We start from the raw sequence: 12,178 nt of genomic DNA, 5'->3' as shown, positions 1-12,178 counted from the left end.
CAGAAGCTGAGGCAAACTTCTACCAGCAACAATCCGGTCAGACCATGGCGGCCTGACTTAAACGAAATGGCCTCCATAAAACCCGGTACGATTCAGTTTTCATAACCCAGTGCGTCAAGCACTGAATCGTAGAAGATACGAGCTCTGGATAGGTCGTTGGTACCCAAAGTGACGTGTGAAAACATAGGATGGTTCTCCTGGTTAACGCGCCTTTCATGGCGCTCAGTCGGTTTAAGAGGTTACTTAGGCACGTAGCGGTTAGCCATCCATGCCTAGCAATGCAGTAATGTCACGTCCCGGTTCGGCATCAGCGCCATAGGAGAAGTCCCCTCGGCGCTGGCGCTCGGCCAGTTGTTCCATCTGGTAACGGTATCGGGTGCCAGGCGCATCGAAGCGAGAATGCAGGTCACGCCTGTCTGATGCGTCTAGATAACGCTCGTTCTGCGGACGTACCACCGAGTTGTCCTGGGGCTGGATGATGTAATTGATTCGCGGCATCAGATAGCGAAAGGGGGAGGGTGCAGCGGTAGTATTGAAGGTCACGTCGCAACGCGAGCGATGCCTGCCTACCGGCAGAAACGGCTGCAGATTGGGAATGTCGTAGCCTGGCCGGAACCGTGGGTAGGAGATGCAGACATTGCTGCGCAGATGAATATGCAGCACCGCACGGAAATCCTGATACCTGGCGCGTATCCCGCCCACCCAGCGCATGACTGGCGCGACTGACTTCTGCGTGACCATACGGGTTCTGGTTACCGTTTCGGACGTCCATTCCACTTCGACGACGTCGGATTCGGAGATGCCGTCGCCGATAGTATTGGCATGCAGGAAATCGGCGTGGGTCAGGTCGATGAGGTTTTCCACCGAGAGCGCCGATGAGGCGTCGAACCGGACGGTCCGCTGCGTGTAGCCCGGAATATTGCCGTCCAGGGGCAGGAAGGGGATATGGGGCAATAGTTGGATATCCGCGTGGTCGGGGTCGCCATACCACGCCCAGATATAGCCGTAGCGTTCGATGACAGGATAGCTGCCGGAACCGCCGGTGAAGGCGCTGCTGGCGTGGCGCAGGGCTGCCAGCCGTGATGGATGAAACTCTGCCGCTTGAGGTATACCGTTTTCACGCCAGAGAAAATAAGGCTGGGAGTGGATGATCCGGCGGATGGGTCTTGAAGTCACGTCGCGACTGTGCGAGACCGGAAACCAAGTATCGTGCAGATCATAATTGACCGGAGTCCAGTCGGAGGGACGCTTGGTGCGCTGCCCTGCGGCGGTGTCGCTGGTGGATACAGTGTGCATTTTGAATTCTCCTAGCAGCATTCAGACGGCGGCACGTAGAGGGATTAGTGACGAGTCACGTAGCCTTGCCAGATCACGGGAGGGTGCTTCCAGCAGAGCGGCTAGGAGCTTGCCGTCAACCTGAGTGTGCACTCGGAAGGGCGGGCGTTTCATTTTGCGTGCCACCCTCCAGCGCAGCGGTACGTGGCTGACATCACTCTGGGGCAGGAAGCCTCGCCAACAGATACTGGTGGTACCGCGTCGGTTGGCCCCCGAGGCAATGAGAACGGTGCACAACGGCGCTTCCTGTTCGGTGAGAAGGTCAACGCGAATGTCGCCTCCGCGCACAGGAACAGACGTACGGACGATCAGGGGATAGTCGACAACGAACTGCGGCGGCAGCACCCTGGTTGACCAGACTGCGCCTCGGTCAAGAACCAGATGGTCATCCTGCAGACGGGGATCGCCCAAAAAGAAGTCAGTCATCTTTACCGCGTCAAAACTGATCAGGCAGTGGGGCCCATCGAGCATTGCGGCAAGATATTCCTCGTGCAGAATACTGATGGTGCCCGCGCCGGTATATTCGCAACCTTCAGGCTGATAAGTTGCCGCAGGCACCGACTCATTCGGCTCACCTTCCCCTAACCAGACGTGAACAAATCCGTTTCGCTCAGCCACAGGGTAGGGTCGCGCCGCATATCGGGCAGGCACTCGTTCATTGGCGTGCAGGTTGGGTATCGTCGTGCAAGCGCCGCTGGCGCCGTCAAATGTCCAGCCATGGTAGCCACACTGGATTCCGCTCTCTATAACGCAGCCAAGGGATAGGGGCACGCGGCGGTGGGGGCAGCGGTCTTCCAATGCAAACGCCTGACCTTGCCCATCCCGAAACAGGGCTAGCTCCTCGCCATTGCAGACAACTGCCAGGGGCTTTTCATTGTTTACCGCCTCGGATAAAGCCGAAGCCCACCAAGCGCTATTAACCATCAGGGTTTACCTCGTTATTGTTGTTTTGGTGTTATGTGCGGCCTTCGCCTTGCGGAAAATGCCTGAAAATACTTTAGGCTGGCTCGGCATTTTGATCAAATTAAAATAGACAGATATTTTAAAAATGTTCAAATCGGCGATTTCTTAAGGCATCATGAATTACCCAGTTACCGGTAGCCGTAAGGCGCGGAGAGCCCCAATGCCAACTGTAATTTTCAATTTTTCAGATGATCGTCAACAGGTTGTAGAAGCCGCTGCGGGCCAGACGCTCATGCAAGTTGCGGCCAATTACGGTCTGGAAGGGATCCTGGGTGATTGTGGAGGGGCGTGCCAGTGCGCCACCTGCCACGTTTATATTGACGAGTCGTGGCTGGATCGGTTGCCGGAAATGGATGGCATGGAAGACGACATGCTTGAAGGGGTCGCGGCTCCCCGGCTTGCCCAGAGCCGGCTGGGCTGCTGTGTAACCTTGCAGGCCGAACATGAGGGGATGGCGGTGACGTTTCCACCAACGCAGATTTGAAACCAGGGGATTACGCAAATAAAAAGGAAGGATCTGCTTAAAAAGCTCGTCCTTCCCAGGGGGAATCATCAACCGAATGCGTCCCAGTTACGCACCTAGCTATCTGACTTTGGCGTAGATCTTGGCGTGTGGACCGTCGACCTGGGACGTCCAGGCTTGGGGCGAGTCATCAAAGGCAAACTCGGAATAATCCACGGAAATGTTCTGCTCGGTTGCGATGGTGAGAAGGCGTTCCCAAATCTGGCGGCGGTCTGCAGGGGGGCGTTGGCCAGTGCCGATGCAGGAAAGCGTTTTGAACAGTAGATCGGCGATATCGAGATTGACCTGACGACCGGCTCCGGTCCCGATGGTCATGATCCTGGCGCCCCAGCGCGACGCTTTTAATGCATTGAGCATGGGCTGTCCGCATACCAGGTCGAGCACCACGTCGAAACCGTCGCCAGCTTCCTTTTTCAGCGCCGCAACGTCAGTGTCGTCGCCTTTCAAACAGACTGTTGCATCGGCGATACCGCGTTCCGTCAGCCGGGCCAGAGCCTTCTCGCTTCGGCCTGCTGCGACGACCCTGCCAGCCCCAAGGTAGCGTGCTAACTGCAAAGCAATCTGGCCGAGCGTGCCGGTACCGCCCAGGATCAGAACGTTTTCACCTGGCTGTATACTGGCTGCTTCCAGCGGAACCAGCGCGCCTGTGGCCGCGATCCCCATGGTAATAGCCGTGCGATCATCGATGTGGTCCGGCACATCCCAGACTTCTTCTGCGGGAACTACTGTTTGCTCCGCCCAAGCGCCAAACGGAAGCACTGAGCGTTCGCCGAAATAAACCCGTCTTCCATCATCAGTGCGGCCTACCCCTTCGCCGCGAATCACGCAGGGATACTCGACGCCTAGCCGATAGGCCCCGAGTACGTCCCAGCCACCCAGGCCGGCGGTATCGACATGAATAAGTACGGCGCCTTCCTGGGGAGTCGGTTTCTTGAATTCCTGCATGACGGGCGTTGCGCCGCGTTCAGTAATGACAGCTGCTTTCATTATTGTCTCCTTTGTCGATGCTGCGGTGTTCGCGAGTCGACTGGGCTAGTGGCCCGGTTTGAGGATGTATCGTTGCGCTGAGGTAGACTGGTATTCTGTAATAAGATTCGCATTCTGTCAAAAGAATACCAGTGTGGTTGCTTGCGTGAGTTATGGCGTTCTGATCTGGTCTCCATGGGCATTTCGGAGGCTGGAGTAGAAAGGTCAGAATCGCTAAAAGAGGCAAGTCACAGGCTCGGCAATACAGGGGAAATGGGCGCTTTGGTCGACTCAACCTCAGCGCCCGCTCCGATCAATCGCGCTCGACTGCCAGCGCGACACCTTGTCCACCACCGATACACAGCGTCGCCAGGCCTTTCTTGGCATCACGTCGAGCCATTTCATAGATCAAGGTAACCAGCACACGGCAGCCGGATGCGCCGATGGGGTGACCCAGGGCGATAGCGCCGCCGTTGACGTTGACCTTTGACACGTCCCATTCCAGTTCCTTGCCGACCGACAGACACTGGGCAGCGAAGGCCTCGTTGGCTTCGATCAGATCCAGTTCCGCGATAGACCAGCCGGCTTTGCTCAGGCATTTATTGCTGGCTGGCACCGGTCCGATACCCATGATTGCCGGATCCACCGCTGCGCTGGCATAGCCCTTGATACGAGCCAGCACCGGCAGATTCAACGCCTTCGCTTTGTCCGCCGTCATGAGCATTACTGCCGCTGCGCCGTCATTCAGCGTCGACGCATTGCCGGCGGTGACGCTGCCGTCCTTCTTGAACGCAGGACGCAGGCCTGCCAGGCTGTCTTCAGAAGTATCGGCCCGGGGTTGCTCGTCGGTGTCGAAGGCAACGGGATCGCCCTTGCGCTGGGGAATCATCACCGGCGTGATTTCATCCTGGAAGCGTCCGGCGCTTATCGCTGCATTGGCGCGCTGCTGAGAAAGTAGGGCGTAGGCGTCCTGATCCTCACGGCTGACCTGATACTGGCTTGCCAGGTTTTCGGCGGTGATGCCCATGTGGTAATCGTTGAAGGCGTCGATCAAGCCGTCTTTCAGCAGGCTGTCTTCGAGCTGCGCGTGGCCCATGCGCAAGCCGGTGCGCGCCTTGGGCAGCACGTAGGGCGCGAGGCTCATGCTTTCCATTCCACCGGCAATAATGACCTCGGCGTCGCCACAGCGAATCGCCTGAATGGCTATATGCACTGCCTTGAGGCCGGAGCCGCACAGCTTGTTCAGCGTCAGCGCCGGGGTGCTGAACGGCAGGCCGGCATTGATCGCCGATTGCCGGGCCGGGTTCTGGCCGCAGCCGGCAGACAGCACCTGGCCGAGGATGACTTCATCCACCTGGCTGGCATCCAGGCCGGTGCTGCTTATTAACGAGCGGATAACGGTGGCGCCCAGTTCAACGGCAGGCACGTTGGCCAGCGCGCCTTGAAAACTCCCGATGGCGGTACGCGTTGCTGCGACAATGACGACGTCTTGCATGATCTTTTCTCCAAAAAAAACGTGGCTACCCGCAATGGAAAGCCACGTAAAACCTTCAACGGGCAGCACTCCCAGGGCAGCTTGGTCAGCTACTCCGGAAACCAGTAAAGCCTTACCTGGTAGGGCGGCCTAGTACTTGCTTTGATATTGCTCGGTCAATACCGGGCAGCCGGTGGCTTCCTGCAATGCCTGGACGGTGATACCGGGTGCCAGTTCGAGTAGCTCCAGGCCGGCGTCGGTAATGTCCAGCACGGCAAGGTCGGTGATGATCCGGGTGACCACACCCAGGCCTGTGAGCGGCAGTTCGCACTGCTTGAGAATCTTCGGGCTGCCGTCCTTGGCGTTGTGCTCCATCAGCACCACGACGCGCTTGACGCCGGCGACCAAATCCATCGCGCCGCCCATACCCTTGACCATCTTGCCAGGGATCATCCAGTTGGCCAGATCACCCTTCTCCGACACCTGCATCGCACCCAAAATCGCCAGGTTGATATGTCCGCCACGGATCATGGCGAAGGAGTCTGCGTTGTCGAAGAAGCTGCTGCCGGGCAGGCTGGTAACAGTCTGCTTCCCTGCGTTTATCAGATCCGGATCGACCTTGTCTTCCTCCGGGAAGGGGCCAATGCCGAGCAGACCGTTTTCGCTCTGCAGCCATACATCCATTCCCTCGGGGATATAGTTGGCTACCAATGTTGGTAGCCCGATGCCAAGGTTTACGTAGAAGCCGTCAGCCAGTTCCTGAGCAGCTCGTTGCGCCATTTGTTCGCGTGTCCAGGCCATGATCAAGCGCTCCGTGTGGTACGTTTTTCGATACGTTTTTCAGGATTGGTATTGAGCACAATCCGCTGCACGTAGATCCCCGGCAGATGAATCTGATCTGGATCGAGTGCGCCGGTTTCGACGATTTCCTCCACTTCGACGACGCATATCTTGCCAGCCGTCGCGGCGAGGGGGTTGAAGTTGCGCGCGGTCTTGTTGAACACCAGATTGCCGGATTTGTCGGCCTTCCAGGCTTTGATTAGCGCTACATCTGCGGTCAGCGAGGTTTCCATCACGTACCATTCGCCGTTGAACTGGCGGGATTCCTTACCCTCAGCAATCAGAGTGCCATAACCGGTTTTGGTATAAAAAGCCGGAATACCGGCACCACCCGCCCGAAGCTTTTCTGCAAGTGTGCCTTGGGGAGTAAATTCGAGTTCCAACTCGCCTGACAGATACTGACGCTCGAACTCCTTGTTCTCGCCCACATAGGACGACACCATCTTGCGGATCTGGCGGGACTCGAGCAGCAGCCCAAGCCCGAAACCATCAACGCCAGCGTTGTTGCTGATAACAGTGAGATGCTTCTTCTGCGTATCGCGCAAGGCTTCGATCAGGGCTTCGGGAATACCGCACAACCCGAACCCGCCGACCGCCAGCGTCATGCCGTCATCGACAAGCCCGGCGAGAGCCTCCCGAGCGTTAGGATAGATTTTGTTCATTGTTATAGATGCTCCTCTTCCCGTTAAAGTCTTTCGTCATTGGTCGAGCTGATTGCTTCTGGCGTTGGCAACGCGCGAGCCGGAGGGTCGGTTCAACAAGGTGCTAATGCGGTTGCCGGCCTGAATCAGCGCGTCCAGGTCTATTCCAGTGTGGATACCCAGACCATTGAGCATGTAGAGAACGTCTTCAGTGGCGACGTTGCCGGTGGCACCCTTGGCATAGGGACACCCGCCGAGGCCGGCAACCGAGCTGTCGAATGCCTGAATGCCTTCAAGCAGCCCGGCGTAGATGTTGGCCAGCGCTTGCCCGTAGGTATCGTGAAAGTGGCCGGCCAGTTGATTACGCGGAATATGTTGCGCAACCGTTTCAAACAGATTGCGCGTGGCACCGGGCGTACCGGTGCCGATAGTGTCGCCCAGGGAGATTTCGTAGCAGCCCATGGCGTGGAGTTCGCGAGCCACGGTGGCCACCTGGCTGGCGGGTATTTCGCCGTCGTAGGGGCAACCCAGCACACAGGATACATAGCCGCGCACCCGCAGGCCGGCTTCGGCTGCGGCGCTCATGACGGGTTCGAAGCGTTTTATGCTTTCGCTGATCGAGCAGTTGATATTGCGCTGGGAAAACCCCTCAGAGGCCGCGGCAAACACCGCCACCTCGTCAGCGCCGGCGTGCAAAGCCAATTCAAAACCTTTCAGGTTAGGTGTAAGCGCCGCGTAGGTTGTACCAGCGCGCCGCTGGATCCCGGCGAATACATCCCGTGAGCCGGCCATCTGCGGAACCCACGTGGGCGAGACGAAACTGCCCACCTCGATGTAGCCCACCCCGGCGTTGCTCAGGTCGTCGATCAGACGGATCTTGTCAGTGTTGCTGACCGGCTGGGCTTCATTCTGCAGGCCGTCACGCGCGCCTACTTCGACCAGTTTGACCGAGGTGGGCAGGCTCATTGCGCTTCCTCCATTTCCACCAGCAGGGTGCCCTCGGCGATCAGCTCGCCTTCGGCGCAGAAGATTGCCTTCACCGTGCCGGCTTCGGCTGCGCGAATGCTGTGTTCCATCTTCATCGCTTCGAGCACCAGCAGTACGGCGCCAGCCTCGACCTGTTGGCCTGGCTCGACCATGACTCGCACCACGCTGCCATTCATTGGTGCCTGCAAACCGCCGGCGTGCTGATGGGAATGGTTAACTTCTGCAATCGGGTCAAACCGATCAATCCGGTGCCAGCTGTCGCGCCACTGCAGATACAGGGCACCATGGCTGATCAACACGTGATGGAGGCGAGTCTGCTGCCCCTCAGTGATCAACAGCGTCTGGGTCGTCGGACAATACGAACAACCCGTCACGTCTACGGCGGGGAAGGGCTGATCCAGCTCACCGCAACGCAGGTGCAGGCGACTCTGCGCGGGCAGCCCGGCGCGCCAGCTGGTCAGGTCAGTCCAGGGGCTGGTTTGCGCTGCGCCAGATCCAGGCGCTACCGACGAAGCGCCCGGCATTGCCAGCAACCAGGCCTTCGCTGCGGTGCGCCAGAATTGCTCATCGAGTGCTTCAGGCGCGGGCAACAATTTTTCGGTATGACGCGGAATAAAACCAGTATCCAGTTCGGCCTGGGCGAAGGCAGGGTGGGCCAGAATACGGGTCAGGAACTTCAGGTTGGTCTGCACCCCAACCACTACGGTCTCGCGCAGCATGGCCAGCAAGGACAAGCGCGCCTCTTCCCGCGTCTCGCCCCAAGCGATCAGTTTGGCGATCATCGGATCATAGAAAGGCGAGACGACGTCGCCTTCGGTAACGCCGCTGTCCACGCGGCGGCCCTCGCCAGCGGGAGGCTCGCGATACAACTGCAGAGTACCACTTGCCGGGAGAAAATCATTGTCGGTGTCTTCAGCATACAGGCGCACTTCAATGGCGTGTCCCTTCAGTGGTACCTGCTCCTGAGTCAGCGGGAGCTTTTCGCCCTGGGCCACTCGCAGCTGCCAGGCAACCAGATCCTGTCCGGTGATGGCTTCGGTCACAGGGTGCTCGACCTGCAGGCGGGTGTTCATTTCCATAAAGAAAAATTCGCCGCGGGCATCCAGCAGAAACTCCACCGTGCCAGCGCCGACATAGCCGATTGCCTGGGCGGCCTTCACCGCGGCATCGCCCATGGCCTTGCGCAGTTCGGGGGATAGACCCGGCGCAGGGGCTTCTTCAACCACCTTCTGGTGTCGGCGCTGGATCGAACAGTCGCGCTCGTTCAAATACACGGCATTGCCGTGCTGGTCGGCAAACACCTGGATTTCCACGTGACGGGGCTGTAATACGTACTTTTCCACCAGCATGCGCGCATCGCCGAACGAGGACTGGGCCTCCCGTTGCGCTGATGCCAGGGCTTCAGCCATATCCACCTCGCGCTCAACCACCTTCATGCCCTTACCGCCGCCACCCGCGGTGGCCTTGAGTAACACCGGATAGCCGATGCGCTCAGCAGCTGTTACGAAGGTCTGCAGATCCTGTTCGTCACCATGATAACCAGGCACCAGTGGTACCCCGGCCTTTTCCATTAAGGCTTTGGCTGCTGATTTGCTGCCCATGGCATCGATGGCGGAGGCAGGCGGCCCGACGAAGATCAAACCCTGCTCCTCGCAGGCACGGGCAAAACCGGCATTCTCGGACAGAAAGCCGTAGCCGGGATGAATCGCCTGGGCACCACTGGCGTGGGCTGCGGCGAGAATCTTGTCAACCAGCAGATAGCTGTCCGCTGGTTTCGCGCCACCAAGGCCGATCGCTATGTCGGCTTGCAGGACATGCTGCGCCTGACGGTCAATGTCACTGTGTACGGCGACAGTGGTAATGCCCATCTCTCTAGCGGTGCGCATGATCCGGCAGGCGATTTCGCCGCGGTTGGCGATAAGCAGGGTATTGATCATTTTTATTCATCCCACATCATGGCGAAGTTGTATTTTGTTCACTGTCTTTAGTATCGCTGCCATGCCGGCTTGCGTTTTTCAAGAAAGGCGCGCAGGCCTTCCTGGCCCTCTACGCTGACCCGAATGCCAGCAATAGCGGCTTCGGTATAACTGCGCACTTCTGCGGTCAATTCGCCGTGCTTGACGGTCTGCATCAGAGCCTTGGTCGCGCTCATGGCCTGAGGGCTGTTCTGTAGCAGGTTGTTGACCCAATCCTGTAGCGCTACGTCCAGCTGCTCTGTCGGATAACATTCGGCGAGCAAACCCAGTTCCCGCGCCCGTTCGCCGCTGAAACGCTCGGCGGTCATTGCGTAGCGGCGCGCCGCCCGCTGGCCGATAGCCTGCACCACGTAAGGACTGATAACGGCGGGAAGCAAACCGATACGCACCTCAGAGAGACTGAACAGGCTGTCGCTGGTGCCAATCGCGATATCGCAGCAACTGATCAAACCCAAGGCGCCACCAAAGGCGGCGCCTTGAACCACTGCCAAGGTCGGCAGGCTGAGCTGCGCCAGGCTGGCCATCAGTTGTCCCAGTTCTTGGGCGTCTCTCAGGTTCGCCGGATAATCAAGCTTGGCGCATTCGTGCATCCAGGCCAGGTCAGCGCCTGCAGAGAAATGCTTGCCGCGCCCACGCAGCAGGAGAAACCGCAGCCCTGCTGCGGCCTGAACCTTGTCCAGGGCAGTCAGCAACTCGCTGATCATCTCCGCATTGAAGGCGTTGTTGCGCTCTGGCCGGTTCAGCCACAGAGTGGCTACGCCGTTGTCGCTGTATTCGAGTTCGATTGTCTTGAAGCTGGTCATGGCTCTCTCAATCCCTGTTGTGGCAATCGGCCGCCCGCGCGAAGCGGCAGCTGAAGCAATCACATCCTGAACACTCCGAAGCGTGTCGGTAGGATAGGCGCGTTCAGTGCGGCGGATATCGCCAGTCCAAGTATGTCGCGGGTCTGCGCCGGGTCGATTACCCCGTCGTCCCACAGCCGCGCACTTGAATAGTAGGGGTGGCCCTGCCGCTCGTACTGATCGAGAATCGGTTTGCGCAGCGCCTGTTCCTGCTCGACGCTGAAGGTCTCGCCAGTGCGCTCAGCCTGCTCATGCTTCACCTGCACCAGCACGCCAGCTGCCTGCTCGCCGCCCATTACCGAGATGCGCGCATTAGGCCACATCCACAGAAAGCGCGGATCATAGGCCCGGCCACACATGCCATAGTTGCCGGCTCCGAAACTGCCGCCAATGATCACAGTGAACTTGGGAACCTGGGCGCAGGCTACGGCGGTCACCAGCTTGGCGCCGTGCTTGGCGATGCCGCCCGCCTCGTATTTCTGCCCAACCATGAAGCCAGTGATGTTTTGCAGGAACAGCAGCGGGATGCCGCGCTGGCAGGCCAGTTCGATAAAGTGCGCGCCTTTCTGCGCGGACTCGGCGAAGAGGATGCCGTTGTTCGCCAAGATTGCCACTGGATGTCCATGAAGATGGGCAAAGCCGCAGACCAGCGTGGTGCCGTACAACGCCTTGAATTCATCGAACTGGCTATCATCGACAAGGCGTGCGATCACTTCGCGCACGTCGAAGGGTTGTTTTGCATCGGCTGGAATGATGCCATACAGTTCTTCGCTGGCGTAACGTGGGCTGATCGGTACACGGCAGTTCAGTTCACCCTGCTTGCGCCAGTTCAGATTGGCCACGCAGCGGCGGGCCAGGGCTAGGGCGTGCTCATCGTTCTCGGCATAATGATCGGCTACACCGGAGGTTTTGCAGTGAACATCAGCGCCGCCAAGATCCTCGGCGCTGACCACCTCTCCGGTGGCGGCTTTGACCAGAGGCGGGCCGGCTAGAAAAATAGTCGCCTGGTTGCGCACCATGATCGCTTCGTCGGCCATCGCCGGCACATAGGCACCGCCAGCGGTACAGGAGCCCATGACCACGGCAATCTGCGGGATGCCCTGAGCGCTCATGTTGGCTTGGTTGAAGAAGATGCGTCCGAAGTGTTCGCGGTCGGGGAATACCTCATCCTGGCGTGGCAGGTTGGCGCCCCCAGAATCGACCAGATAAATACACGGAAGACGGTTCTGCTGGGCAATGGTTTGCGCGCGCAGGTGTTTTTTTACCGTCAGCGGGTAATAGGAGCCGCCTTTGACTGTCGCGTCGTTGGCGACAATCATGCATTCGATACCTTCTACACGGCCGATACCGGTAATCAAACCAGCGGCAGGTACCTCTTCGCCATAGACATCGTGAGCAGTCAGTTGTCCGATCTCCAGAAACGGCGAGCCCGGGTCGAGCAGCGCATCAATACGCTGGCGGGGTAGCAGTTTGCCGCGCGAAAGATGACGCTCCTGGGCTTTGGTGCCACCGCCCTCTACGACATGCGCCAGTAGCCTGTGCAAGTCGGACACGAGTGCCTGCATCGCCGAGCAGTTAATGGCATATTCCGGCGTGTTGCGGTTGATTTGACTGTTGAGAATACTCATGGA

At 58.8% G+C, this 12,178-nt stretch carries 11 protein-coding genes; 1 reads left to right on the top strand and 10 read right to left on the bottom strand.

All coding sequences use genetic code 11. The features are described 5' to 3' along the window. Positions 1 to 258 precede the first annotated feature (258 nt). The gene (locus tag BM267_RS10025) at positions 259 to 1,296 is read right to left on the bottom strand and encodes an aromatic ring-hydroxylating dioxygenase subunit alpha (protein ID WP_074779731.1); all 1,038 of its coding nucleotides are present in this window, start codon (positions 1,294 to 1,296) and stop codon (positions 259 to 261) included. A gap of 21 nt (positions 1,297 to 1,317) precedes the next feature. Then, the gene (locus BM267_RS10020) at positions 1,318 to 2,259 is read right to left on the bottom strand and encodes a Rieske 2Fe-2S domain-containing protein (RefSeq protein WP_074779729.1); all 942 of its coding nucleotides are present in this window, start codon (positions 2,257 to 2,259) and stop codon (positions 1,318 to 1,320) included. Positions 2,260 to 2,413: 154 nt separating this feature from the next. Here BM267_RS10020 and BM267_RS17005 point away from each other — a divergent pair, with 154 nt between their 5' ends. After that, on the top strand, positions 2,414 to 2,782 hold the full coding sequence (locus BM267_RS17005) for a 2Fe-2S iron-sulfur cluster-binding protein (protein WP_407920273.1): 369 nt from the start codon (positions 2,414 to 2,416) through the stop codon (positions 2,780 to 2,782). A 99-nt stretch (positions 2,783 to 2,881) separates the two neighbouring features. Here BM267_RS17005 and BM267_RS10010 read toward each other — a convergent pair whose 3' ends face one another. The 8 genes from BM267_RS10010 to BM267_RS09975 form a co-directional block, all read right to left on the bottom strand. Further along, on the bottom strand, positions 2,882 to 3,808 hold the full coding sequence (locus BM267_RS10010; RefSeq protein WP_074779724.1) for a quinone oxidoreductase family protein: 927 nt from the start codon (positions 3,806 to 3,808) through the stop codon (positions 2,882 to 2,884). 292 nt (positions 3,809 to 4,100) lie between these two features. After that, entirely contained in the window at positions 4,101 to 5,282 is a 1,182-nt protein-coding gene (locus tag BM267_RS10005; protein WP_074779722.1) for an acetyl-CoA C-acetyltransferase, read from the bottom strand. Positions 5,283 to 5,411: 129 nt separating this feature from the next. Beyond that, the gene (locus BM267_RS10000; protein WP_074779720.1) at positions 5,412 to 6,062 is read right to left on the bottom strand and encodes a CoA transferase subunit B; all 651 of its coding nucleotides are present in this window, start codon (positions 6,060 to 6,062) and stop codon (positions 5,412 to 5,414) included. A 2-nt stretch (positions 6,063 to 6,064) separates the two neighbouring features. Then, positions 6,065 to 6,763, bottom strand: a complete 699-nt coding sequence (locus BM267_RS09995) for a CoA transferase subunit A (protein WP_074779718.1) — start codon at positions 6,761 to 6,763, stop codon at positions 6,065 to 6,067. A 36-nt stretch (positions 6,764 to 6,799) separates the two neighbouring features. Beyond that, positions 6,800 to 7,708, bottom strand: coding sequence for a hydroxymethylglutaryl-CoA lyase (locus BM267_RS09990; RefSeq protein ID WP_074779716.1), 909 nt, complete (start codon positions 7,706 to 7,708; stop codon positions 6,800 to 6,802). Next, a complete protein-coding gene (locus BM267_RS09985; RefSeq protein WP_074779714.1) occupies positions 7,705 to 9,666 on the bottom strand; it encodes an acetyl/propionyl/methylcrotonyl-CoA carboxylase subunit alpha in 1,962 nt (653 codons plus the stop codon). Before BM267_RS09985 ends, BM267_RS09990 begins: the two co-directional genes overlap by 4 nt. Positions 9,667 to 9,713: 47 nt before the next feature. Beyond that, positions 9,714 to 10,508 carry a gamma-carboxygeranoyl-CoA hydratase gene (locus BM267_RS09980; protein WP_074779712.1) on the bottom strand — a complete coding sequence of 265 codons (795 nt, stop codon included), beginning with the start codon at positions 10,506 to 10,508 and terminating at the stop codon, positions 9,714 to 9,716. Between the two features lie 59 nt (positions 10,509 to 10,567). Next, complete coding sequence (locus BM267_RS09975; RefSeq protein ID WP_074779710.1) at positions 10,568 to 12,175, bottom strand: carboxyl transferase domain-containing protein; 1,608 nt, start codon at positions 12,173 to 12,175, stop codon at positions 10,568 to 10,570. Between the last annotated feature and the right edge of the window lie 3 nt (positions 12,176 to 12,178).

The organism is Halopseudomonas bauzanensis (assembly GCF_900114735.1).
GTDB lineage: Bacteria > Pseudomonadota > Gammaproteobacteria > Pseudomonadales > Pseudomonadaceae > Halopseudomonas > Halopseudomonas bauzanensis.
The sequence above is the reverse complement of the archived record's forward strand: the minus strand, read 5'-3'. Positions and strand labels throughout refer to the sequence as shown.

Coding starts and splice junctions, on each gene's coding strand:
- BM267_RS09990 (WP_074779716.1), bottom strand. CDS start 7,708: ATGAGCCTGCCCACCTCGGTCAAACTGGTCGAAGTAGGCGCGCGTGAC.
- BM267_RS10010 (WP_074779724.1), bottom strand. CDS start 3,808: ATGAAAGCAGCTGTCATTACTGAACGCGGCGCAACGCCCGTCATGCAG.
- BM267_RS09985 (WP_074779714.1), bottom strand. CDS start 9,666: ATGATCAATACCCTGCTTATCGCCAACCGCGGCGAAATCGCCTGCCGG.
- BM267_RS09980 (WP_074779712.1), bottom strand. CDS start 10,508: ATGACCAGCTTCAAGACAATCGAACTCGAATACAGCGACAACGGCGTA.
- BM267_RS09975 (WP_074779710.1), bottom strand. CDS start 12,175: ATGAGTATTCTCAACAGTCAAATCAACCGCAACACGCCGGAATATGCC.
- BM267_RS09995 (WP_074779718.1), bottom strand. CDS start 6,763: ATGAACAAAATCTATCCTAACGCTCGGGAGGCTCTCGCCGGGCTTGTC.
- BM267_RS10005 (WP_074779722.1), bottom strand. CDS start 5,282: ATGCAAGACGTCGTCATTGTCGCAGCAACGCGTACCGCCATCGGGAGT.
- BM267_RS17005 (WP_407920273.1), top strand. CDS start 2,414: ATGAATTACCCAGTTACCGGTAGCCGTAAGGCGCGGAGAGCCCCAATG.
- BM267_RS10020 (WP_074779729.1), bottom strand. CDS start 2,259: ATGGTTAATAGCGCTTGGTGGGCTTCGGCTTTATCCGAGGCGGTAAAC.
- BM267_RS10025 (WP_074779731.1), bottom strand. CDS start 1,296: ATGCACACTGTATCCACCAGCGACACCGCCGCAGGGCAGCGCACCAAG.
- BM267_RS10000 (WP_074779720.1), bottom strand. CDS start 6,062: ATGGCCTGGACACGCGAACAAATGGCGCAACGAGCTGCTCAGGAACTG.